The sequence below is a fragment of the Haloarcula litorea genome (assembly GCF_029338195.1).
Classification (GTDB): Archaea; Halobacteriota; Halobacteria; order Halobacteriales; family Haloarculaceae; genus Haloarcula; species Haloarcula litorea.
This window is the reverse complement of sequence record NZ_CP119779.1, coordinates 577850-600042: the sequence shown is the minus strand read 5'-3', so window position 1 is coordinate 600042 and position 22193 is coordinate 577850. Positions and strand designations below refer to the sequence as shown.

Genomic DNA, 22193 nt, shown 5'->3' with positions numbered 1-22193 from the left:
CTGCCTGAAGATGCAAGCCGGCCCGACGGACCGCTCACCACGTCGGCATCGGGTCCCCCTGTCCCGTCGGTTCGGCAGCCGCCGGCCCGTCCCGAGGGAGAACGGCTTTGCTCGCGGGGCCGCTGGCACCACGTATGGCACACGTCGAGCGACTCACCGTCTACCCCGTGAAGGCACTCGACGGCGTCGACCGCGAGCGGGCGCGGGTCCTCCCCGGCGGGACGCTCGCCCACGACCGGGAGTTCGCGCTGTTCGACGCCGACGGCGACGTAGTGAACGGCAAGCGGACCGCCCGCGTCCACGACGTCGAGACCGACTACGATCCCGGCGAGCGGACGCTCCGGGCGGCGGCTCCCGACCACGGGACTGAGCAGTTCGCCCTCGGGACCGAGGCCGGGCGGACCGCCGCGGCCGAGTGGTTCGGTGAGGTGTTCGACGCCGAGGTCGAACTCCGCCGGGACACCGACCTCGGGTACGTCGACCGCCGCGAGATGGGACCGTCGGTGGTCAGCACGGCGACCGTGGCGGAACTGGCCGGCTGGTTCGAGGAGCTGACGGTCGACGGCGCGCGCCGCCGACTCCGGGCCAACGTCGAGGTCGGGGGCGTGCCGGCGTTCTGGGAGGACCGGTTCGTCGGCGAGGACGCGCCCGCCTTCGAGGCCGGCGGGGTCCGGATCGAGGGCGTCACCCCCTGCGGTCGCTGTGTCGTCCCCGAACGGGACCCGGACACGGGCGACCCCACGCCGGAGTTCCGCCAGCGGTTCCTAGAGCGGCGCGAGGCGACGTTCCCGGAGTGGGCCGACGCCGAGGCCTTCGACCACTACTTCACGCTGATGCTGATCGCTCGCGTCCCCGAGCGGGACCGCGGGGCGACGCTGGCCGTCGGGGACGAGGTGACGGTCGTCGAGTGAGCTCAGTCCGCCCCGTGACGCGGAGCGTACCCGCAGTCGGGACAGCTCCACGAGCCGACGGTGACCGTCAGTGAGTGCCCGCAGCGCCGACAGGTGTACGTTACCGGACCGCTCTGTTGGTTCGTTGCCATACACGAGGGGAGGCAGCCGCCGTACAAGAGGATTCTTCTAATATTGACACGACAATATAAGGCTGTTTAGCGGCCTGTCGGCGGGGACGAGGCGCGGACACCTCGTCGCAGCGGTGTGAAAACGGCCGCCGGGTGAAACAGATCCATATCTCAGAGATTCGTATAAGGTGGATATAGTGTGTTAGGGGGCTGTATATTGTCTAGCGACAGGATTGATACGTCGCAGTCGGCCACCGTCGGGTATGGGAGCGAGCCACCAGTGGAGCGATCCGACGACCTGCCCGTTCTGTGGAACCGAACTCGCGTCGCCGGGGGCCGGCTTCGTCGACCACCTCGACGACCGGCCGGACTGTGACGGGGCGTTCGACGACTGGCGGACCCGAATCGGCGACGACGTCCGCGGCGGCTGGGGCGGGTGACGGGTCCCTGCGGGAACCGACAACCGAAAGGTCGCCCGTCACGAACGCCCGGTAATGGCAGACGCGGACGAACCGGTCGACCCCGGTACGGTCGGCGAGCAGGACGCCCCGCCCGTCGAGGAGAAGCCCTACAAGATCATCTTCGAGGCCAACAAGTGCTTCGGGGCCGGGAAGTGCGCCGAGGTGTCGGCGAACTGGTCGCTGAGCCTCGACACCGGCATCGCCAAACCCGAGACGTACTTCTTCGGTGAGGAGGAGTTGGACCACAACGTCGCCGCCGCAGAGGCCTGCCCGGCCAAGAAGGACCGCGGCGTCATCCACGTCGTGGACCGCCGGACCGACGAGGAGATCGCCCCCGACCCGAACGGGGACGGGACGCTGTCGGTCGACTGGTAACCGAAACCCGTTTTCCGTCGGACCGACGAGAGGGAGGTGCGCGAGGGTAGCCGAGCCTGGCCAAAGGCGGTGGGCTTAAGACCCGCTCCCGTAGGGGTCCATGGGTTCGAATCCCATCCCTCGCATGAGTGCGCGGCGCAGGGCGCGCCGCGCCGAATCGTCTGGATGGGTTCGAAGCACGGAAACGCGAGCGAAGCGAGCGTTTGCATCGGGTTCGAATCCCATCCCTCGCATCCGCGACGGTACCGAACGACGTGCTTTTCCGCGCAAGACGGCTACACAGGGCGTATGACCGACGTACCTGCCGACGTCGCGGACGTCTTCGACGGCCGCGAGGGATTCATCGCCGACGGCGACGGCTACGAACTGGAGACGACGGCGTTCGATGGCCGCGTGACCGCGAGCGAGCGCGAGGACTGGCGGACCGACTACGAGGTGACCGTGCGGGTCCCGTCGCTCTCCGCGGCGACGGCCGACGAGGTGGGTGAGGCCGTCCGAGAGGGGTGGCTCGACACGCTGGAGCGCCGGCTGGAAGACGCGCCGAAGTCGACCCGCGTCGCCGTCGAGCTCGACGCGTACACGGTCGCGCGGGACGGCGACGACGTGGTCGTCACCTACCGGTTCAGCCTCGGGGGCGAGCGGGAGGCCGCCGACGCGGCGAAGGCCTTCGTCGAGTACGTCGAGGGGACCTACGTCGAGGGGATCGTCCCCGGCTACGACTACGTCGGGACCGTCGCGGGGCTGATGGACTCCGCGAGCACCGGTGGCAGCGAGGGGAGCCGCGGCGGGACGCCGCTGTAGGGGTCTCGACTCGTGCGACCGACGGCCCCGTCGTTCTCGTGGGGGGAGCGGGACCCACCCCCGAAGTGGGCGGTGCCCGCTCAGTCCATCGCGATGTACGTCTGCGTGCTCTCGACGCCTTCGATGTCCTGGATGTGAGTGGCGGCGACGTCTTTGACCTCCGCGGGCGTGTCGACCTCGACCTTCGCGATGAGGTCGACGTCGCCGGCGACGATGTGAGCCTCGACGACGCCGTCGACGTCCTCGATCTCGTCTCGCAGGCGGTCGGCGTCCCCGGTGTGGGCCTTGACCATCACGTAGGCGGTGACCATCTCAGGCACCTCCCAGTGCGGTGGCGCGGCCGGACTCGCCGGCGACGATGCTGCGGACGTCCGAGAGCGTGTCGAAGTCCGCGAGGACGACCACGTGGTCGCCGACCTCCAGCGTCTCGTCGGGGTCGGGGATCGTCAGCGCCGTCTCGCCTTTCCCGTGTGCGAGCAGCTGCGAGTCGGCGGGCAGTTCCAGTTCCGAGAGGGTGTAGCCGTGCATCGGCGAGGACTCCGTGATGGTGAACTCGACCAGCTGGAGGTGCTGTGCGATGTCCGCGATGGCCCGGATGTTCCCGCCCAGCAGGGCGTTCTTGGCGGCGATGGCTCCGAGTCGTTCGGGGTAGATGACCTCGTCGACCTCGCTGGCGTAGCGCCGGTAGATCTCCTCGCGGTAGTCCTCGTCGATGCGCATCACGGTCCGACAGCCGTGTTCTTTCGCGACCATACAGGCGACGAAGTTGTCGTTGAGGTCGCCCGTGAGCGCGCCGAGTGCGTCGGCCTCGTCGAGGTCCGCCGCTTCGAGGGTCTCTTCGAGCGCGCCGTCGCCCTCGATCACCTCGAAGTCGGCGTTGCGCGCGCGCTCGATGGCACCCTCGTCGGTCTCGATGAGGACGACGTCGTGCCCGCTCTCACGCAGGACACGCGCCGTTCGGAGTCCGACGCGTCCTGCACCCACGATAACAAATCTCATACGGTGTCGTATGCGGTCGGGGCGAATAAAAGTATCCCGCCCGCGGTAGCCGTCTCCGGTTCGTTATCCCCGCGCCCCCTGTTGGTCACACCGCGTCCGCGGGACGCCGCGAAACTTTTTGTTACGTGGCACCACATACCACGGTATGGTCACCGCGTTCATCATGATAAAGACTATCGCGGGCAAATCCGAGGAACTGCTCACGGCCGTTCGGGAGTCCGAGGGTATCACGGAGGCACACATCGTCGCCGGCCAGTACGACATCATCGCGGAGGCGACGGGCCAGGAGGTCTACGACGTGATGCAGTCCGTGGCGACGCGGGTCCGGGACCTCGACGGCGTCGCGGACACGCGCACCTACATCTGCCTGGAGTGAGCGATCGCGGGACCCGTTCCGACACGGCAAAGAGCGTCGACGCGCTAGGTCCCCTATGGTCAGCGCCGTCGGAGTCGCGGGGCTCGTCGTGATGGTCCTCGTCAACAGCGCCGTGACAGCTCTGATGACCCGTTTCTTCCGCGTTCGGATGCACACCCGATGGGGCGGCCTCGTGTACGCCGTCCTGCTGTGTCCGGTGGCACTCACGATCCTCGGCGTGATCCTCTCGGTGCCCGTCGGCGTGTTCGTCACGCTCGACCGGGTGTCGTTCCTGTTCGTCGCCGTCGCCCTGCCGCTGGTGATCGGGATGACCTTCGACTACGTCTGGATGCCCTCTCCCGACGAGGTGGACCTGCCGACCTCGACGAACTAGAGGCGGTCCAGCAGGGCCGACCGGACCCGATCGTACACGGCGTCGGGGTCGTCGGTGGCGTCGACCCGGACGAACCGGTCGGGGTCGTCGTCGAGGAGCCGTTCGTAGTTCTCGCGCACGCCCGCGAGGTAGTCGGCGGCCTCGAACTTGTTCGTCGCGCCGCTGCGACGGGCCGCCGTCGCCGGATCGAGGTCGAGATACACCGTCAGGTCCGGCGGGCGCGTCCAGGGCGCGTGCACGTCCCGGACGTACGCCAGCGGGTCCTCGAAGTGGCCGGTGCCGGCGAGCGTCGCCCCCTGGTAGGCGTACCGCGAGTCCGAGTAGCGATCCGAGACGACGAGTCGCCCATCGGTGAGCGCGGGCCGGACGGTGTCGGACAGATGGGCGGCGTGGTCGGCGGTGTAGAGGAACAGCTCCGCGAGCGAGTCCGCGTCGTCGTCGTCGATGGAGCGCTGGACGGCGTCGCCGTACCAGCTCTCGGTCGGTTCTCTGGTGAACACGGCGTCGCTCGGGACGGCGTCGTCGGCCCGGAGCCGCTCCCAGACCGTGGTCTTCCCGCTGCCGTCCAGTCCCTCCAGCGTGACGAGCATACCCGGGGGTCGGAGCGGGGACACGTAAGCGCCCCGGAGAGCGGCCGACGCCCCGTTCCGCCCAAACCAGTTGCGGGGTACTTTTACGGGGATTCCCGGCGACGGGGCGGATATGGAGACACTCGTGGTCGGTGGAACCGGCTTCATCGGACAGAACCTGTGTCGCGAACTCGACGAACGCGGCCACGACGTGACCGCCCTGTCGCGGGACCCCCACGACGCGGACCTCCCGACTGGGGTCATCCGAAAGGAGGGGGACGTGACGGACTACGACAGCATCGAAGGGGCCTTCGAAGGGAAGGACGCGGTCGTCTTCCTCCCGGCGCTGTCGCCGCTGTTCAAGCCCGACGGCGGCGACGAGATGCACTTCCGCGTCCACCTCGACGGGACCGAGAACGCGGTCCGGGCGGCCGAGGAACACGGCGTCGACCGATACCTCCAGATGAGCGCGCTTGGTGCGGACCCCGACGGTCCGACCCACTACCTCCGGGCGAAGGGGCAGGCCGAGGCGGTCGTGAAGAACTCGGAGCTGGACTGGGTCATCTTCCGCCCGTCGGTCGTCTTCGGCGACGGCGGGGAGTTCGTCTACTTCACGAAGCGGCTCAAGCAGATCTTCGCCCCCGGCGTCCCGCTGTACCCGCTGCCCGGCGGCGGCACGAAGGCACACTTCCAGCTCATCTGGGTCGACGACCTCGTCCCGATGCTGGCCGACGCGCTCGGGGGAGAGGAACACGTCGGACAGGTGTACGAGGTCGGCGGCCCGGAGATCCACTCGCTCAGGGAGGCGACGGAGCTCGTCTTCGAGTCCGAGGGCCGGGACATCACCGTCGTCCCGCTCCCGATGCCGCTGGCGAAGGTCGGACTGACGGTCCTCGGGAGCCTGGGGTTCCCGATGGGCAGCGACCAGTACGAGGGGCTGGACTTCGACAACACGCCGGCGGACAACGACGTGGTCGCCTTCGGCCGGGACCCGTCGTCGCTGCGGTCGTTCCGTTCGCACCTCGGTCTCTCGTGACGACCATTACAGATCAGGCAGGAATCAGTCGCTGAAACGAGGTGTTCGGCGATCCGGCCCGGCGACGGATCGCCGAACCCGCGAAACACCGGCCTGCGGGCCGTTCAGCGACACCGTCGCGTTCGATCGACCTCCGTTCTTGTTTCTGATAGAGGCTTTCGTCGTTGAGAGCCGGGCAAAAAACTTATACGCGCAATCCTACTTGAGACGTTCAAGCGGAGTACCTATAATGAAACTCGCGATGATCGGCTTCGGGCAGGCCGGTGGCAAAATCGTGGACAAGTTCCTCGAGTACGACGAGCGGACGAACTCGGGGATCGTCCGCTCGGCCGTCGCTGTCAACACGGCGAAAGCCGACCTGCTCGGTCTAGAGAACATTCCGGAGGAGAATCGCGTGCTCATCGGCCAGGCCCGGGTGAAGGGCCACGGCGTGGGCGCAGACAACGAACTCGGCGCGGAGATCGCCGAGGAGGACATCGACGAGATCCAGGGGGCTATCGACAACGTCCCGGTCCACGAGATCGACGCCTTCCTCGTGGTCGCCGGCCTCGGTGGCGGGACCGGCTCCGGCGGCTCGCCGGTCATCTCGAAGCATCTCAAGCGTATCTACACCGAACCCGTCTACGGCCTGGGCGTCCTGCCCGGCAGCGACGAGGGTGGCATCTACACGCTGAACGCCGCCCGCTCGTTCCAGACGTTCGTCCGCGAGGTGGACAACCTCATGGTCTTCGACAACGACGCCTGGCGCAAGACCGGGGAGTCCGTCGAGGGCGGCTACGACCACATCAACGAGGAGATCGTCCGCCGGTTCGGGGTCCTCTTCGGGGCCGGCGAGGTCTCGGCCGGGGACAACATCGCCGAGAGCGTCGTCGACTCCTCGGAGATCATCAACACGCTGGACGGCGGCGGCGTCTCGACCGTCGGCTACGCCTCCGAGGAGGTCGAACTGAGCTCCGGCGGCGGCGGGCTCCTCTCCCGGTTCAAGGGCGACGACGGCGGCGGGGACGACGGGATGGACACCGCCAACACGACCAACCGGATCACGTCGCTGGTCCGGAAGGCCGCCCTGGGCCGGCTCACGCTGCCCTGCGAGATCGAGGGGGCCGAGCGCGCGCTGCTGGTGATGGCCGGACCGCCAGAGCACCTCAACCGCAAGGGCATCGAGAAGGGTCGCAACTGGCTGGAGGAACAGACCGGTTCGATGGAGGTCCGCGGGGGCGACTACCCGATGCAGACGCCGAAGGTGGCCGCTTCGATCCTGCTGTCCGGTGTCCACAACGTCCCGCGCATCAAGGAACTCCAGCAGGTGGCCATCGAGGCCCAGGACAACATCGACGACATCCGCGAGCAAAGCGAAGACAATTTGCAGGACTTGGTCGAAGACGACGAGGATGAGCTTGACCCGCTATTCTGAGGCCGCGCTCGCGATCCTCTGTGTCGTCGGCCTGCTCGTCTCCGCCGGGACAGCCGCGGCGTTCACCGTCTCCGCCGAGGGCGTCCCCGAGGAGTCGGCCGTCGGCTCCGAGGTGTCGGTCACGTACACCGTCGACGACCCCTTCACCGACACGTCCAACCAGTGGACGCTGACGGGCCACACCGACCTGCAGAACGTCAGCTGGACCGTCACGGTGCTCCGCGCCGGCAGTCAGGTGAGCCAGGAGACGTACGGCTCCCAGAACTTCAGCCAGGGGCTGGATATCAACAACAACGGCGACCAGGTGCGCGTCGAACTGGTCGGCACCACGCCGGAGATCGAGAACTACACCTACCAGCCCCGGGAGCAGTACACCGTCGCGACGCTGACCCGCGTCAGCGGCAACAACGAGAACGAGTTCCGCAACGACACCGCCCACCACTACACCCAGGAGAGCCGCGAGGCTCGCGCGGCCATCGAGAGCGCACAGGCGGCCATCGAGGCCGCCGGCGGCAACGAGGAGGCCGAGGGGCTCGTCGACAACGCCGTCTCGGCCTACGAGAGCGAGAACTTCCAGAACGCCGTCGACCTCGCCGAGCAGGCCGAGAACGTCGCCGAACAGGCACAGCAGAGCCAGCAGACGACGCGGACGCTGCTGCTGGTCGGCGGTGGGCTCGTCGTCCTGCTGCTGCTGGCCGGCGGGGGGTACTACCTCCTGCAACAGCAGGGCGACGACTACGACGCGCTCTGATGCGCGTCGTCGTCCCCGTCTCGGGGGCCGACCCCAAGACGCGGCTCGCGCCCGTTCTCGACGCCGACGAACGCCTGGCGTTCACCGAGGCGATGCTCGCGGACGTGCTCGACGCGCTCGACAGCGCCGGCCACACGCCCGAGGTGATCTCGACCGCACCGGTCGACGCTGCTGTGCCCGTGACGGTCGACGACCGGGGGCTGGACGCGCTCGTCGACGATCTCCTCGCCGACGGGCCGCTGGCGGTCGTGATGGCCGACCTCCCGCTGGCCGACGCCGACGCGCTCGACCGGCTGTTCGCGCCGACCGCCGACGTGGTGTTGGCCCCGGGACTGGGCGGCGGGACCAACGCCGTCGTGGCTCGCCACCCCGACTTCCGCGTGGACTACCACGGCGCGTCGATCCGCGACCACCGCCGGATCGCCCGCGAGGTGAGCGCGAGTCTGTCGGAGGTCGACTCCCGGAAGCTGGCGACCGACGTCGACGAACCGTCGGACCTCGCGGAGGTCCTGCTCCACGGCGACGGCGCGGCCCGCGACTGGCTCGTCGACGCGGGGTTCGAGGTCGTCGTCGCGGACGGTCGGGTTGGCGCACGCCGCTGACGGGCGGCACACCCCCTCTCTGACCGGTATCTTTTCGGATGCGCCACACGCTGTGTCGGTATGGACAGCCGCGAGTACGCGTTCGAGGGGGCGGAGCCGGACATCCACGGGTACGCACACGTCAGCCGCGAGGCGACGCTGGTCGGCGACGTGCGCGTCGGGCCGAACGCCAACGTCTGGCCGGGCTGTGTCCTCCGTGGCGACGTGGGGGCGGTGGCGGTCGGCCGGGAGTCCGCGATCGGCGACGGGGCCGTCCTCCACGCCTCGACCGTCGGCGAGAAGGTGATGGTCGGCCACGGGGCCGTCCTCAACGACGCCGAGGTGCGCGACGGGGCGCTCGTGGGGTTCAACTCGACCGTCAGCGACGCCGTCATCGGCGAGGGCTCCATCGTCGCGATGGGCACCGTCGTCCCGCCGGGCTACGAGGTCCCCGCCGAGTCGTTCGTCCGCGGCAGCCCCGCGCAGGTGACGCCCCTGTCGGAGACGACGATCGACCCCGACGAGGTGTTCGAGGCGTTCTCCTCGGGCGACTACGCCAACCTCGCCGCCCGCCACGAGGACCTGTTCGAGTGAGCGCGCGTCGGGGCAGTTATTAGGGATCGAGCGTCACAGTAGTGGGTATGGACGACATCGTCGACCTGGTGTGCCGGTCGCTGGCGGACGAGACCGACGCGGAGTTCGCCGAGCGGGTCGACGAGCAGGCGGCGCGACTGCGGGAGGCCATCGCGACCGGGGCCTTCGACAACGAGGGGTTCTCCGTGGGGCTGGAGATCGAGACCTACGCGATCGACAGCGTCCCCGAGCCGCCGAGCGACGACGAGAGCGAGGGGGACGACGAGGGGCCGGACGAGGCGGCGCTCGACGACGAGCTCGGTGGCGGGGACGGCGGTTCCGCGTGGGACGGCTCACTGGAGTCGGCCGCCGAACCGCCCGATGGCGGGGCGTCGCTGGAGCCGGACAGCGGGACCGGCGCGTCGCTCGAACCGGACGACGGCGGGGCGTCGCTGGAGCCCGACGACCGATCCGACGCCGGGGCGGGGGCCGCGGACGACGGCGGCGAGCCCGGAACCGGGGAGGGGCCGTCGCTGGACGTCGACCCCGACAGCCCGCTGGCGGCCGACGGCCCCGAGGGACAGGGTGAGGACGAGGGCGAACCCGCAGTCGAGGCCCGCGCCGACGCGGACGAACCGTATATGGACCCCGAGGAGTGGGCGGGGCGGCTCACCCGCCTGCCGGACGTCGTGTTCGAGGGCGAGGCGAACAAGGAACTGGGCCTGCACAACGCCGAGATCAACACCGAGCCCAACGGGTTCGACGAGACGGGGCTGGAGGTCCAGACCACCGCCGTCGAGATGCAGACGAAACAGGCCCGCCAGCAGGCGAGCAACCACAACTGCGAACTCGTGTTGGACGCGATGTGGACCGTCCCCCCCGAGGAGGGCAGCGAGACGTACCTCTCGACCCACGAGGAGCGCGAGGGGGTCGTGTTGGCAGAGAACATGCGGCAGGCACCGCGGTACGTCGCGCTGGACAACGAGGCGCTGTCCCGCGCCGGCGGCGAGATCCCCTTCTCGGTGCCGGGCTACGAGGGGTCGTTCCCCACCATCCTCTTCGAGTCGCTGACCTCCTCGATCCAGCCCCACCTCCAGATACCGGACAGCGACGCCTTCCCGGCGTACTACAACGCGGCTATCCGGACGCTCGGCCCGCTGCTCGCGCTGGCGGCGAACTCCCCGTTCCTGCCGGCGGACATGTACGACGACGTCGACGGCGAGTGGCTCTGTGACCGGACCCACCACGAGCTCCGCGTCGCCGCCTTCGAGCAGTCGGTCAACACCAGCGCGAACCCGAAGGTGAGGGTGCCACGCGACCTCGACGCGACGGCGGACGTCGTCGACCGCGTGGTCGAAGACGACACGTTCGCCCCGTTCCTCCGGGAGTGGCTCGAGGACTCCCCCCGGGACTCGCTGGCCGACGACGTCTGGGAGTTCGACCACAAGCGGGGCACCTACTGGCGCTGGCTCCGCTGTGTCGTCGGCGGGACGCCGCTCGACGGCGTCAGCGACGAGCGATCGCTGCGGATCGAGTACCGCCCGCTGCCGACCCAGCCCCACGTCGCCGACATCGTCGGCTTCCAGGTGCTGACCGTCGGGCTCGTCCGGGGGCTGGTCGCGGCCGACCACCCGCTGGCGGAACTGCCGTGGCAGGAGGCCCGCCGGAGCTTCTACGCCGCCGCCGAGGACGGCCCCGACGCCGACCTCTCGTGGGTGACCGTCCACGGCGAGCGGACGACCGACCGCGAGGTCGTCTACGACGAGGTGTTCCGCTTCGCCCGCGAGGGGCTCGACGCACAGGGGATCCCGGAGCACCAGGTCGAGGAGTACCTCGCGCCCATCGAGCGCCGGTACGAGGCCGGCGAGACGCCCAGTTCCTGGAAGGTCGGCCGGGTCCGCGAGTACCTCGACGAGGGCCGCGACCTCGGGGACGCCATCGAGGAGACCCAGCGGGACTACTTCGAGCGGAGCCGCGAGCACCGCGCCTTCGCCGACTGGCTCTAAACGCCGCCCTCCCGTCGAGCTGCCGACCCGCCCCTCGCGGTCGACGGGCGGCCGGTCGACGCGTCCCCACCGCGAGCGACCACGGAAACGGGACGGACGCGTCCGGCTCACGACCTTTTAACAGTGCGAGGCTCCAACGACGGACCGATGGTATCCACAGGTGACTCCGCACCCGACTTCGCGGCCACGATCGCGAACGGTGAGGTTGAGGACTTCCAGCTGTCGGACCACCTCGGCGACGGGCCGGTCGTGCTCGCGTTCTTCCCGGGCGCGTTCACGCCGCCCTGTTCCAACGAGATGGTCGCACTGGAGGAGCGCATCGACGAGTTCCACGACGCCGGCGCGACGGTGCTGGGCGTCAGCGCGGACTCGGCGTTCTCGCAGAACGCCTTCCGCGAGGAACACGGCCTGTCGTTCGACCTCGTCAGCGACATGGACCGCGAGGCGATCGAGGCCTACGGCCAGCGCATCGACATCGAGGACCTCGGACTGCTCGGCGTCGCGAACCGCTCGGTGTTCGTCGTCGACGACGACGGCGAGGTCAGCTACACCTGGATCGCCGACGATCCGACGAACGAACCGGACTACGAAGAACTGCTCGACGCGGTCCGTAGCGCCTGATACGGACTGTCGTAGCTCGTTTCCGGGTCGCGCGACCGAGGTCGGCGCGTCCCGGTACACCGATACGACGAACCGTACGAGCGCTACACCGTCGTCTTCTCGGCGTCGAGCCACTGCTCGAACTCGTAGAAGCAGTCCGAACAGAGCGCGCCCTCGAGCGCCGCCACGTCGTCGTCGGCGTGTTCGACCCTGTACTGCTGGTGTCGGACCTGCGAGGGGTCCAGTTCCGTCCCGCAGTTGTCACAGTGTTCGGGCACGCCGCGGGGTTGCCGCTCCCGACGGAAAACGCCCGGCTTTCGTGTGGACGTGTCTCACCCCCGGAACCACGCGACGGCCACGTCACTCCCCCTCGAACGCCGGGTCCGGCGCGACGCCGGTCCCGGCAGCGACGCTCCGGAGGTCGAACCGGTCCCCGTCGAGGGCGACGCCCGTGTAGGGATCCGACTCCAGCAGGAGCGCCCCGTCGAGGTCGGCGTAGTCGACCAGCGGTGCGAGGTGGACCGCCGGCGCGAGGGCGGCGTTCGAGGCGACCATACAGCCAAGCATCGTCGCCAGCCCGTGGGCGTCGGCGGCGTGGAGCAGCCGCCGGGCCGCCCGGACGCCGCCGCACTTCTGGAGCTTCGCGTTGACGACGTCACAGGCGTCGGCGACGCGGGGGACGTCCGCGGCGGTGACACAGGCCTCGTCGGCACAGACCGGGATCGCGGTGGCGTCGGCGACGCGGCGGAGGCCCGCGAGGTCGTCGGCCGGGACCGGCTGTTCGAGCATCGTCGCGCCGCCCGACGTCAGCCACTCGGCCGCGTCGACGGCCTCCGCGGGCGACCAGGCGGCGTTGGCGTCGACCCGCAGGGCGGCGTCGGGGACCGCCGCCCGGACGGCGTCGAACCGCTCGCGGTCGGCGTCGGTCCCGAGCTTCACCTTCAGGTGCCCGAAGCCCGCCTCCCTCGCTGCCCGGGCCTTCTCGGCCATCCGCTCGGGGGCGGCGATGCCGACGGTGTAGGTGGTCGGCGGCGCGGCCTCGGGGTCCAGCCCCCACTGGCGGAACAGCGGGACGCCGAGCTCGCGGGCGGCGAGGTCGGCCACCGCCCCCGAGACGGCGCTCCGGGCCGCGGGGCGGTCGGGCCACCGCTCCCGGAGGCGACGCTCGATCCGCTGGCCGGCGTGGGGGTCGCCCACCGCCTCGACGACCCCGAGCAGGTCGGGCAACAGGTCGGCGGTGGTCTCGGCGGTCTCGCCGTAGTACGACGACGGCGCGACGCCGCCGTAGCCCGTGGTCCCCTCGTGTGTGAGTTCGACCACGACCGTCGCCGCCAGGTCGCTGGTCCCGCGGGCGATGCCGAACGGCGTCGACAGCGGCAGGTCGTGGCGGGCGACGGTCCAGTTCATAGCACCGCGTCGAGCACGTCGTCGGTGACCCCGTCCCGAACCGGGTCCGTCGCCGGCGCGTCGATGGCGTCGGCGTACTCCGCGACCGCCCGCTCGGCCGCCGCGGCGGCCATCCCGCTGGTGTTGATCGCGCCCGCGACGACGTCGGCGTCGGCGACCGGCGCGGAAAGCCGCTCGTAGACGTCGACGTACTCGGGAAGCGGCGGGATCTCGAACGACTCGTAGCCGTGGACGACCTCCTGGCCGGCGTTGTGACACAGCACCAGCGCGTCCGGCGCGGAGCCGTGGAGGATGCTCGTCGTCACGCCGGAGTACGCGGGGTGTGCGACCGCGCCCTGGCCCTCGACGAACAGCACGTCCTTCTCCGCGGGCGTCTCGACCAGTCGCTCGACCGCGCCGGCCGCGTAGTCGGCGATGACGCGGTCGACGACGATCCCCCACCCGGTGATGGCGACGCCGGTCTGGCCCGTCGGGACGACGGCGGCGTCGAGTCCCCGCTCGCGGGCCGCGTCCCGCAGCTCGAAGGCGGTGGTCATCTTCCCGGTCGAGCAGTCGGTGCCGACGGTGGTGACGACGCGGGCGTCCACCTCGCCGGCGGTGCCCTCGGCGACGGTCAGGTCCTCGGGGGGCTTCCGCAGGTCACGCAGCTCCCCGCCGTGGTCGGCGGCCAGGTCGACGAACTCCGCGTCGTCTTCGAGGAAGTCGTGCAGCCCCGAGAGCACGTCACAACCCCGCTCGAGCGCGGCCCGGACGTCCGGCCGCCAGGACTCGTCGAACTCGCCGCCGATCGGGGCGATCCCGATCACCAGGGCGTCGACCTCGGGGACGTCGGCCATCGACTCGACGATCGGCGCGTCCTGGACGTCCGGCAGGAGGTCCGCGACGCGCTGCCCGGCGTGCTCGCGGTCGACGACCGCGCGGATCTCGTGGTCTCCGTAGCGTAAGAGTCCGACCGCCGTCTTGGCGCGGTCGGGGAACGATTCGTGGGCGAGGACGGCGATGCGCATACGCCGAGTGTCGCGGCCGGGCTACCTAAAGGGACGGCTCGCAGCTGACCGACTGCGATCGACAGGGCGAGCCCCGGTCGGCGGGCAGCTTCGGGGTACGAGAGTCGTCGAGAAGTCGGTGACAGGATCGACGGCCGCTACTGATCCAGCACCGAGAGGACCTGCAGAACCCACTGGAGGACGTGGACGAACACGCCCATCACGGCGACGTAGATACCGATGGCGTTCCGGAGGTCGCTGGCGTAGCGGTTCTCCTTGACGGCCCAGATCTCGTAGGTCAGGTCGACGACGAAGCCCAGGAAGAACAGCAGGCCGGCGACGAACAGCAGGACGGGAGCGACGAAGGCCCCGACCGCGCCGACGGCGATGCCCCCGATGAAGAAGCCGAAGGAGTAGCGCTGCCAGCCCGAGAAGTCGTGGTCGGTCCTGAAGACGACGAGGGTGATCCCGGCGGTGACGAGGCCGGTGATGACGGTGGTGATGCCCAGCGCGGGCACGCGCAGGCCGCTCCCGAAGGCGTAGAGGATGGCGGCCCCGAACAGGCCGTAGCCCGCCTGGATCAGGGCGACGCCGGCACCGGCCAGTCCCGTGCTGTCCCGCTGGAGGCCCTCGTTCGCGACCCAGTAGCCGCCCCCGACGGAGACGGCGAAGACGGCGATGCCGACGAAGAAGTTCGAGAACAGCGCCGCGCCCAGCGGCGCGATGGGAGTGTACGACAGCGCCAGCATCAGGAGGATGTTGGCGGCGACCAGCGCCGTCCCCATCCCGACGATCTTGGTGATGTTCCGGTCCGCGGTACGGCCGGGCGTCGCGCGCGACTGCTCGAAGGTCCCACTCATACGGTCGGACCAACTCGACTCCGACACATGGGCCTTTTGCCCGCGACCCGCGACGACCGGCCCGACGGCGGCACTGCGCCGACCGACGCCACAGCGGGCCGCGCCGACCGCCCGCTACCGCCGCGCTCAGTCCCGCCCGTGACGGGTCACGCAGGTCGAGAGCCCGATGCACTCGACCGGTTCGGAGTTGTCCGGCGAGTAGACCACGCGCTGGCCCTTCTCCATGTAGGGCACCTTCGACTCGAGGTTCGAGGGGATGTTCACTGCGGAGATGGCGTCCTCGTCGCCCAGATTGAGCACCATCGTCGTGTTGATCTGCTTGAACACGGGGTCGGCGATGTCCTGGGGGTCCTGCGTGATGAGGTACAGCCCGAGCCGCTCCTTGCGGCCCTGCTTGGCGGCCTCGGTGAACTTCCCGATGACCTTCCGGGCCTGGACGCTGTCGGCGTCGGTCAGGAAGTTGTGGGCCTCGTCCATCCCCAGGACGAGCGGGGTCTCCTTGATGCGGTCGTAGCGGGGGCTGTTCGAGAGCTTCTGGTCGATGAGCAGGCTGGCGACCGCGAGCACGATCGTCGAGGCCGTTCGGGAGTCGGTGATGTGGTAGGTGGGGATGACCGTCAGGCCGCCGGCCCGGACGAACTGTGAGACCTGCTCGGTGATCGGCTCGGCGTCCTGATCGAACACGTCGCCGAAGCCGCGGACCCGCCGCTTGACGGCGTCGAACGTGGCCTCGTGGACGTCGCCGGCCTCGTGGAGTTCCTCCTTCAGCGCGGGGTCGTCGAGGAAGGTGGTGAACTCGTCGTAGGTGCCCGAGCGGCCGTACTGGCGCTCGAAGCGGGGCAGGAACGTGTTGACCAGCGCGCCGTACTGGTTGTCGTTGAGGCTGGAGCCGGCGATGAGCCAGGGGTTCTCGTACACCAGCGAGAACGGGATGGTGAACTCGACCTGCTCGGCGCGGTGGTGACTGGCGCTGTAGTCGGTCCCCGCGACCTTCGGGACGAACGCCTTGGTGTCGTCGTAGCCGCCGTGGGCGACCCCCTCGCGCTCGCAGCGCCGGGCGAACTCGTCGGTCATCGCGGGGTTGTCGTCGTGCATCTGGGCGTACTCGTCCTGGGGGTCGAACTGGACGACGGCGAGTTCGGGGGTGCGGCCGTCCCCCATCGCGTAGGTGCGCCCGAGGTACTGCCGGAGGACGTTCTTCGAGGCGTGGGTCTTCCCCGACCCCGTGCCGCCGGCGACGAGCGTGTGCCGGAACACGAGCGGGTCGCCGTCTTCGTAGTCGTCTTTCAGCCGGTAGTCGATGGTGGGCGGTTCGGCGCTGGTCCGGACCTTCTCGCCCCCGACCGAGAGGTGGCCGAGGAAGACGCCGTCCTCGGGGATCTTCAGCCCGGTCTTGATCTCCGACTGGTCGGTGGCCGCGCGGACGACCGTCTCGGGCTTCGGCACGCGGTCGGTCATCCGGCGCTTCAGCTCCCCGCCCTCCTCGTAGAGGACGGCGAGTGGCTCCAGCTCGGCGATGAACTTGAAGTCCTGTTCGTCGATGCCCTGCTGGCGCATCGCCCGCCGGGCGTGGATCTCGGTGGCGTCGTCGGCCCGGAACTCCTGGGCGTACTCCAGGGCCGAGATGCGACAGAACAGCCGTTCCCCGTCGGGGTAGGGGACGAGGAGGTACTTCCCGATGCGGACCGCCGAGCGGTTGGCGGCGGTGACGTACGCCCGGAGGACGCACTCGTCGTCCTCCTCGCTGATCCGCAGGCCGTTCGACGCCGAGAGGACGCCCAGGCCGGTGTCGGTGCCGGCCGGTCCGGTGTCGATGTCCTCGAAGTCGTCGGTCGCGTCGGTCTCCGCGGTCGACTCCCGTTCGGCCGGCGGATCGCCGTCGTCGTCTCCACCGTCGAATTCGGTGAAGTCCCCGAGGTCGGACATACCCGGAACAGGGTAGCCGGGGACTAACACCTTTTCCCCCCGCGGCGAACCTGAAGCCTTACGACGGTGGCCGGTTCAGGGTCGGTATGGACCCCTTGCGGGTGATGTCGTTCAACGTTCGGTTCGACTCGGCCGGGGACGGGCTGGACAGTTGGGTGCACCGCCGTCGGCTGGTGGCCGACACGATCCGCTACCACGACCCCGACCTGATCGGGCTCCAGGAGGCACAGGCCCACCAGATCCGCGAACTGGAGGTGCTGTTGCCCGACTACGAGTGGGTCGGGGACCCGCGTGACACCGTCGAGGCCGGCGGGGAGTTCACCGCCGTCGGCTACCGCGAGGGGCGGTTCGACTGCCGCGGGACGGAGACCTTCTGGCTCTCGGAGACGCCCGACCGGCCCGGCAGCGTCGGTTGGGACGCCAAACACCCCCGGGTCGCGACGTGGGCGCGCCTCCGGGAGCGGGCCGGCGACGAGGCGATCCTCTACCTGAACACGCACCTCGACCACGAGGGCGAGCGGGCGCGCCGGCGCGGGATCGCCCTCGCGCTCTCGCGGATGGACGAACTGGCTCGCGGGGACCCGGTGCTGGTCGGGGGCGACTTCAACTGCGTCGCCGGCGACCCGGCCCACGAGCGCGCGGCCGGCCACGCGCTCCCGGACGGCCGCGAGCTCCGGGACGCCCGCTCGGTCGCCGACTTCCGTCACGGCCCGTCGACGACGCGGACCGACTTCCACGACCTGATTCCCGGAATGGGCATCGACCACGTGTTCGTCAGCGACGACGTCCAGGTGAGGAGCCGGGCGGCGGTCACGGACCGCGACGACGACCACTTCGCCTCCGATCACCTCCCGGTCGTCGTGGACTGCCGCCCCTGACGGCTCCAGCACGATCCGTGCGAGGTGTGCCGTGTGGCACCGCACCACACGCACGGGACAAAAGCGTTTCGTGGGGAGGCTTTTGTCCGCCGGCCGCCTCACTCCGGGTATGCTGTACGTTCGCGGGACGGCCGGGGGTGCCGGACTGACCGGAACGCTGTACGAACCGGGTGAGGAACCGCCGTCGTTCAGCGGGGCACCGGACGAGGGGTCGCCGTACGTCTGGATCTGTGACGCGTTCTACGAGGTCGAGAGCGGCGGCCAGGTCCAGCGACTCGGCGACCGGGAGGTCAGGGTCGGCTTCGAGTCGCCGCTCCCGCGGGGGTTCCGCGACCGCGAGACGGCCGTCGAGGCCGCGAAAGACCACGTCCGGACGCAGTTCGCCCGTCTCGGGGTCCCCGAGGCCGAGGTCGAGGTGTCGGTGATCCAGGCCGCGGACGCCTGAGCGACGGGGTTCACCGCTCCCGGCGGTCACCGTTTCGCGTCGCGGGTCGCTGTCTCGCGGGCACGTCCGCTCGACATCCCGAGGCCGCTGGCGCGGCCTCGCTCCCGCTCCGCGGCTCCCGCTGGCGCGGCCTCGCTCCCGCTCCGCGGCTCCCGCTGGTCGCCGCGTCGCTTCGAGGGCCGACTTCCCTCACTTCGTTCGGTCGTCGCCCCTCGCCGCTCAGAACGCCTCGTCGACGGCCCCCCAGCGCGTGTCGTCGTAGCTCTTCTGTCGGTCGGTCTCGAACTCCCGCTCGATGCGGCGGGTGAGCTCCTCGCTGCCCTGCCGGTCGATGCTCGCGAGCTCGTCGGCCTTCGCCACCGAAAGCGGCGGGCCGCGCTCGGCGGCCACGTCGTGGAGGATCTGCCGGGTCAGCCTCTCGCGGCGCTCCTCGTCGCGGGTGAACGCGTAGGGGGCCTCGACGCGGAACACGAGGTCCGTCCGGGGGTCGTAGACCGCGAAGAACGTCACTTCGTAGGCCTCCGGGTCGAGGCTCCGCTCGATGCCCATCGCGTCCCCGTCGGCGGCCATCACGCGGTCGGTCCCGGTCTTCGAGCGGAACCAGTTGGTACAGGTGAGCGAGCCGGTCAGCAGCTCGCCGTCGTCGTCCCGGCGCTCCAGCACCCGCCGGAAGAAGGCGTCGTCGTTCGTCCAGGGGGCGTTGGCCTTCTTGCGGACGGTCCGCGTGATCGCCTTCGCCGAGGAGTTCTTGACGAACCCCACCAGCGGGACGTCCCGCTCGACGAACCGCTCGACCAGTTCGACGTAGTTGCCGACGACGGTCTTGGGGCGGTCGTCCTCCGCGAGCACCTCCGCGAGTTCCGTCTCGCGGTCGGCCCACCGCAGGAGGCCGGTCGGGTAGATCGGGCCGTCGAGTACGAACAGGTCCTCGACCACCTCGGCGTTGGTCAGGGCGTGCTGGCTCTCGGCGAGGTACAGCGCCAGCGCGTGGACGACCCGCTGCTCGTAGCGGTCGACCTGCGGGACGTCCAGTACCCGCCGCTTGGCGTACCCCCGGTCCCCGCCCTGCCAGTCGCCGCCGACCGTGACCGTCGCGTCGTTTGAGTGGACGGCCATGATGATCGTCCGGCCGCGGTGGAGGTCGACGTCGGAGGGCGTCGCGCTCATCGCGGCCTGGGCCACGTCGATGACCAGCCCGTTCTTGAACGTCGTGGGGTTGATCGTCCCCGAGTCCAGCCCGTGCTGGGTCGGAAAGGGTGGGTCCGCCAGCGCGATGTCCTCGACGGCGACCTTCCGGCGGCACCGCTCGCCAAGCGGCGTCAGCACCTCGTCGCCCTCGTCGTACAGCGGGTCGAGGAACTCCGTCCAGGCCCGCTCGGCGGCCGCGTCCTGGTCGCTCGTCTCGACGGTCTCGCGCACCTGCCCGGCCAGCTGCGCGATGCCGTCGACGTGTACCGGGTCCAGCGTCATACGCGTGGGTCCGCTGGGGCCGGCATAACTCTGGTGGGGCACAACAGGGTAGTGTTTAGTTAGTAGCATTAAGCCATCGAGCGAAGCTCTGCAACCACGTTTCGGCTGTTTCTGGTTCGACGTGGCTGAAGCAGTTCGAGAACGACGAGGTTCGGCGCTTCAACTCTCGAAAAATCCGTTCGACGGCGTTCCGATTTCCGTGGTGACGTATCTGAAATCGGAGGCCAGCTCGTTGCAGTGCAGTTTGGAGGTGTTTCGCGCCGTCAACGAGAAATACGGCGGATTCGACATCGTGCTTTTGCCGGAGTTCGCGCAGGAAAATTTCCGTCAGAGCGGTCGTAGTTGTGGTAAAGAGGCAGACGTGAAGCAGGTCGTTCGACTGTGGATCGGCAGCAGCGTACAGCCAGAACTGCTGGTCGTTGATGCGAATCACTGTTTCGTCGAGCGCGATCTGAGTCGGCGATTTCCCCGATTCGGGCTGTAAATCGGCTTTCTGCACCCAATCGTGGATTGCTTTGCGACTGCGTTGGACACCCAAACAATCGAGTAATTCAACGGTATTCGACAGTGACAACCCCGCAAAGTGGGATTGAATACCCAGCGCCATCGCTGGCTCGGGTGTCCGCTCGCGCTCCACAAAATCCAAATCAATCCACCCTCTACTACCACTGAGGCGGGCGATTTCTGCCATAGACCAGCAAGAAATTCTCCCGCCTCACTTTTCACGCTTAACTAAACACGGCCCACAACAGTTAGGCCGCTGGTGTCGGTAGCGGGACCCGTGTCACCGGACGTCCGATCCAGTCTCGCCACTTCGAGGTGGTACTGACGTGGTCCTCTTCGACGTTCTGTTCGTCGCCGTCGCCGTCGTCGCCCTCTGGTTCGGGGCCGGGCAGTTCGTCACCGGCGCGAGCCGGCTCGCCCGCCGGCTGGGGGTTCCCGGCGTCGTCGTCGGCCTCACCGTCGTCGCCTTCGGCACCTCCGCGCCGGAGTTCGCCGTCACCATCGACGCGGCGCTCGCGGGCCGCAGCGACATCTCGGTGGCGAACGCCGTCGGCTCGAACGTCCTGAACCTCGGGTTCATCCTCGGCGGGGTCGCGGTCGTCAAGGCACTGCCCTCGTCGCTGGCGTTCGTCCGCCGGGACGCGCTGCTGATGGTCGGGTCGACGGCGCTCCTGCTCGCGTTCGTCGCCGACGGCCGCCTCGCCGCGGTCGAGGGGGCGGTCCTGTTCGGCTGTCTCGTCGCCTACCTCGCCGTCCTCGCGCGGAGCGCGGACGACGACGGCGTCGCCGCCGCCCCGGAGGCCGCCGGCCCGCTGGACGTTGTCCGACTGGCGGTCGGGCTCGCGCTCGTCGTCGGCGGCGGCCACCTGCTCGTCGTCGCGGCCGTCGACATCGCCCTCGCCGCCGGGATCTCCGAGTGGGCCATCGGGATCACCGTCGTCGCCGCCGGCACGTCGCTCCCGGAGTTCGCCACCTCGATGGCGGCCGCCCGGCGTGGCCGGACCGGGCTCTCGGCGGGCAACGTCGTCGGCAGTTGCGTCTTCAATCTCCTGGGCGTGCTCGGACTCGCGGCCATCGTCAGCCCCCTCGCTGTCGCGCCGGTCGGCGTCGAGGGGACCGCGTGGCTGCTCGGCGTGACGGTGCTGGTGACGGTGCTGTTCTACACGGAGACGACGCTCTCGCGGCTGGAGGGCGCGTTGCTCGTGCTGCTGAACGCGGTCAACTGGGCGCTGAGTCTGGTGTAGCGCTACTCCTTGCCCGACTCCTCGCGCAGGAGCCGCTCGATGGCCTCGGCGATCTCCTCGTAGGAGTTCATCGAGAGCCCGTCGGTGGTGATGAGCACGCCCTGTCGCTCCGTGGTCGCCCGCAGGAGGTAGCCGTTCTCGAACGCCCGGACGGTGAACTTGTACTCCCCGAGCTCGGAGTTCTGGTAGGCGTTCTTGGTCTGTTTGTAGCCCTGCCACTCGTGGCCCACGAAGTCGTTGAGGTCCGCGTCCCGTTCGAGGTCCTCCCGCAGGTATAGTTGCTCGAAGTTCGCCCGCGTGAAGTAGGTGACCGACCGCAGCGAGTCCCCCGTCGCCGTCCGCGCCGTGGTGACGATGCTGTCGGCGAGGTCGTCCGAGAGGATGTTGCGCGTCATGCCCGGAGGGTGACGGCCCACCCTCTTAACGTCGTGGTTCGCGGCCAGCGGTCGGTTCCGCTCTCCGTCCGTGTCGACGCGACTCCAGCGCCGGACTCGTCAGAGACGGGCGGTCGGGGGTGCTCTCGTCCCGGTCGGTCTC

General features: G+C 69.5%; 27 protein-coding genes and 1 tRNA gene. 17 read left to right on the top strand and 11 right to left on the bottom strand.

What is annotated here, in order from left to right:
- The first annotated feature begins 134 nt into the window (after positions 1–134).
- The 5 genes from P0592_RS03270 to P0592_RS03250 all read left to right on the top strand — a co-directional run bounded on the left by P0592_RS03270 (position 135) and on the right by P0592_RS03250 (position 2658).
- A complete protein-coding gene (locus tag P0592_RS03270) occupies positions 135–911 on the top strand; it encodes an MOSC domain-containing protein (protein WP_276272839.1) in 777 nt (258 codons plus the stop codon).
- 373 nt (positions 912–1284) lie between these two features.
- Positions 1285–1461: a DUF7501 family protein gene (locus P0592_RS03265; protein ID WP_276272838.1), complete on the top strand. Its 177-nt coding sequence runs from the start codon at positions 1285–1287 to the stop codon at positions 1459–1461.
- A 54-nt stretch (positions 1462–1515) separates the two neighbouring features.
- Entirely contained in the window at positions 1516–1857 is a 342-nt protein-coding gene (locus tag P0592_RS03260; protein ID WP_276272837.1) for a ferredoxin, read from the top strand.
- A 40-nt stretch (positions 1858–1897) separates the two neighbouring features.
- A tRNA-Leu gene (locus P0592_RS03255) sits at positions 1898–1982 on the top strand.
- A gap of 163 nt (positions 1983–2145) precedes the next feature.
- Positions 2146–2658: a DUF5813 family protein gene (locus P0592_RS03250; protein WP_276272836.1), complete on the top strand. Its 513-nt coding sequence runs from the start codon at positions 2146–2148 to the stop codon at positions 2656–2658.
- Positions 2659–2738: 80 nt separating this feature from the next.
- Here P0592_RS03250 and P0592_RS03245 read toward each other — a convergent pair whose 3' ends face one another.
- Together P0592_RS03245 and P0592_RS03240 are read right to left on the bottom strand one after the other, a co-directional pair.
- Entirely contained in the window at positions 2739–2969 is a 231-nt protein-coding gene (locus P0592_RS03245) for an Lrp/AsnC family transcriptional regulator (protein WP_276272835.1), read from the bottom strand.
- Between the two features lies 1 nt (position 2970).
- The gene (locus P0592_RS03240; protein WP_276272834.1) at positions 2971–3657 is read right to left on the bottom strand and encodes a potassium channel family protein; all 687 of its coding nucleotides are present in this window, start codon (positions 3655–3657) and stop codon (positions 2971–2973) included.
- Between the two features lie 145 nt (positions 3658–3802).
- Between P0592_RS03240 and P0592_RS03235 the strand changes: the two genes are divergently transcribed.
- Positions 3803–4033 (top strand): Lrp/AsnC family transcriptional regulator, encoded by a 231-nt coding sequence (locus tag P0592_RS03235; RefSeq protein ID WP_276272833.1) that lies wholly within the window; start codon positions 3803–3805, stop codon positions 4031–4033.
- Positions 4034–4088: 55 nt separating this feature from the next.
- Complete coding sequence (locus P0592_RS03230) at positions 4089–4406, top strand: DUF7991 family protein (protein WP_276272832.1); 318 nt, start codon at positions 4089–4091, stop codon at positions 4404–4406.
- Here the strand turns inward: P0592_RS03230 and tmk are convergent.
- Positions 4403–4996 carry a dTMP kinase gene (tmk, locus tag P0592_RS03225; RefSeq protein ID WP_276272831.1) on the bottom strand — a complete coding sequence of 198 codons (594 nt, stop codon included), beginning with the start codon at positions 4994–4996 and terminating at the stop codon, positions 4403–4405. The two genes, P0592_RS03230 and tmk, sit on opposite strands and share 4 nt — an antisense overlap.
- Before the next feature lie 112 nt (positions 4997–5108).
- Between tmk and P0592_RS03220 the strand changes: the two genes are divergently transcribed.
- From P0592_RS03220 to P0592_RS03190, 7 genes are all read left to right on the top strand, one after another.
- Positions 5109–6011: a complex I NDUFA9 subunit family protein gene (locus P0592_RS03220; RefSeq protein WP_276272830.1), complete on the top strand. Its 903-nt coding sequence runs from the start codon at positions 5109–5111 to the stop codon at positions 6009–6011.
- Positions 6012–6240: 229 nt separating this feature from the next.
- Positions 6241–7425 carry a tubulin/FtsZ family protein gene (locus P0592_RS03215; RefSeq protein WP_276272829.1) on the top strand — a complete coding sequence of 395 codons (1185 nt, stop codon included), beginning with the start codon at positions 6241–6243 and terminating at the stop codon, positions 7423–7425.
- A complete protein-coding gene (locus P0592_RS03210) occupies positions 7403–8176 on the top strand; it encodes a hypothetical protein (protein ID WP_276272828.1) in 774 nt (257 codons plus the stop codon). Before P0592_RS03215 ends, P0592_RS03210 begins: the two co-directional genes overlap by 23 nt.
- Positions 8176–8778, top strand: a complete 603-nt coding sequence (gene cofC / locus P0592_RS03205) for a 2-phospho-L-lactate guanylyltransferase (protein WP_276272827.1) — start codon at positions 8176–8178, stop codon at positions 8776–8778. Before P0592_RS03210 ends, cofC begins: the two co-directional genes overlap by 1 nt.
- Before the next feature lie 60 nt (positions 8779–8838).
- The gene (locus P0592_RS03200; RefSeq protein ID WP_276272826.1) at positions 8839–9351 is read left to right on the top strand and encodes a gamma carbonic anhydrase family protein; all 513 of its coding nucleotides are present in this window, start codon (positions 8839–8841) and stop codon (positions 9349–9351) included.
- A gap of 47 nt (positions 9352–9398) precedes the next feature.
- Complete coding sequence (locus P0592_RS03195) at positions 9399–11336, top strand: glutamate-cysteine ligase family protein (protein WP_276272825.1); 1938 nt, start codon at positions 9399–9401, stop codon at positions 11334–11336.
- A 147-nt stretch (positions 11337–11483) separates the two neighbouring features.
- Positions 11484–11957: a redoxin domain-containing protein gene (locus P0592_RS03190; protein ID WP_276272824.1), complete on the top strand. Its 474-nt coding sequence runs from the start codon at positions 11484–11486 to the stop codon at positions 11955–11957.
- 83 nt (positions 11958–12040) lie between these two features.
- Here the strand turns inward: P0592_RS03190 and P0592_RS03185 are convergent, their stop codons facing one another.
- The 5 genes from P0592_RS03185 to P0592_RS03165 all read right to left on the bottom strand — a co-directional run bounded on the left by P0592_RS03185 (position 12041) and on the right by P0592_RS03165 (position 17115).
- Positions 12041–12214, bottom strand: coding sequence for a hypothetical protein (locus P0592_RS03185; protein ID WP_276272823.1), 174 nt, complete (start codon positions 12212–12214; stop codon positions 12041–12043).
- Positions 12215–12296: 82 nt separating this feature from the next.
- The gene (locus tag P0592_RS03180) at positions 12297–13343 is read right to left on the bottom strand and encodes a dipeptide epimerase (RefSeq protein ID WP_276272822.1); all 1047 of its coding nucleotides are present in this window, start codon (positions 13341–13343) and stop codon (positions 12297–12299) included.
- Positions 13340–14350, bottom strand: a complete 1011-nt coding sequence (locus tag P0592_RS03175; protein WP_276272821.1) for an N-acetyltransferase DgcN family protein — start codon at positions 14348–14350, stop codon at positions 13340–13342. Before P0592_RS03175 ends, P0592_RS03180 begins: the two co-directional genes overlap by 4 nt.
- Positions 14351–14487: 137 nt before the next feature.
- Positions 14488–15189: a Bax inhibitor-1 family protein gene (locus P0592_RS03170; RefSeq protein WP_276272820.1), complete on the bottom strand. Its 702-nt coding sequence runs from the start codon at positions 15187–15189 to the stop codon at positions 14488–14490.
- Positions 15190–15315: 126 nt separating this feature from the next.
- Positions 15316–17115, bottom strand: a complete 1800-nt coding sequence (locus tag P0592_RS03165; protein WP_276272819.1) for an ATP-binding protein — start codon at positions 17113–17115, stop codon at positions 15316–15318.
- 86 nt (positions 17116–17201) lie between these two features.
- Between P0592_RS03165 and P0592_RS03160 the strand changes: the two genes are divergently transcribed.
- Positions 17202–17993, top strand: coding sequence for an endonuclease/exonuclease/phosphatase family protein (locus P0592_RS03160; RefSeq protein WP_276272818.1), 792 nt, complete (start codon positions 17202–17204; stop codon positions 17991–17993).
- Between the two features lie 109 nt (positions 17994–18102).
- The gene (locus P0592_RS03155; RefSeq protein ID WP_276272817.1) at positions 18103–18438 is read left to right on the top strand and encodes a DUF7113 family protein; all 336 of its coding nucleotides are present in this window, start codon (positions 18103–18105) and stop codon (positions 18436–18438) included.
- Between the two features lie 219 nt (positions 18439–18657).
- Here P0592_RS03155 and P0592_RS03150 read toward each other — a convergent pair whose 3' ends face one another.
- Together P0592_RS03150 and P0592_RS03145 are read right to left on the bottom strand one after the other, a co-directional pair.
- Positions 18658–19908 carry a DNA double-strand break repair nuclease NurA gene (locus tag P0592_RS03150; RefSeq protein ID WP_276272816.1) on the bottom strand — a complete coding sequence of 417 codons (1251 nt, stop codon included), beginning with the start codon at positions 19906–19908 and terminating at the stop codon, positions 18658–18660.
- A gap of 55 nt (positions 19909–19963) precedes the next feature.
- Positions 19964–20599, bottom strand: coding sequence for an IS6 family transposase (locus tag P0592_RS03145; RefSeq protein ID WP_276272815.1), 636 nt, complete (start codon positions 20597–20599; stop codon positions 19964–19966).
- A gap of 139 nt (positions 20600–20738) precedes the next feature.
- Between P0592_RS03145 and P0592_RS03140 the strand changes: the two genes are divergently transcribed.
- Positions 20739–21656: a calcium/sodium antiporter gene (locus tag P0592_RS03140; RefSeq protein WP_276272814.1), complete on the top strand. Its 918-nt coding sequence runs from the start codon at positions 20739–20741 to the stop codon at positions 21654–21656.
- A gap of 2 nt (positions 21657–21658) precedes the next feature.
- Here the strand turns inward: P0592_RS03140 and P0592_RS03135 are convergent, their stop codons facing one another.
- Positions 21659–22051, bottom strand: coding sequence for a DUF7522 family protein (locus P0592_RS03135; RefSeq protein ID WP_276272813.1), 393 nt, complete (start codon positions 22049–22051; stop codon positions 21659–21661).
- Between the last annotated feature and the right edge of the window lie 142 nt (positions 22052–22193).